This window comes from Extibacter sp. GGCC_0201 (assembly GCF_017566055.1).
In the GTDB taxonomy this organism is placed as follows: Bacteria; Bacillota; Clostridia; order Lachnospirales; family Lachnospiraceae; genus Extibacter.
Genome location: NZ_JABFCH010000253.1, coordinates 1 through 212, shown reverse-complemented (window position 1 = coordinate 212; position 212 = coordinate 1). Strand labels below are relative to the sequence as shown.

The 212-nt window shown below is 40.1% G+C and carries 1 protein-coding gene; it reads right to left on the bottom strand.

Annotated elements, in window-relative coordinates; genetic code table 11:
- On the bottom strand, positions 1-212 hold a 212-nt coding region (locus HJV72_RS19445; RefSeq protein WP_243765717.1), incomplete at both ends, for a YidC/Oxa1 family membrane protein insertase.

Below are 212 nucleotides of genomic sequence, written 5' to 3'. Positions count from 1 at the left end.
CGCCTGAATTTCCGGGTTCATAAGGGACATCAGCTTTGATGATTTCTGCTGCTTAATCGTCAGCGGAAACAAGAGTAATTTCGTAATAATTGTAAAAAGGATAATACAAAGACCAAGATTGAGAATCCCAAAAGAACTGGTGATTCGAAACAGAAAGTCCATGATATACCCAAACAGGCTGATAATCGGTCCCATAATTGAACCGGCCTTAG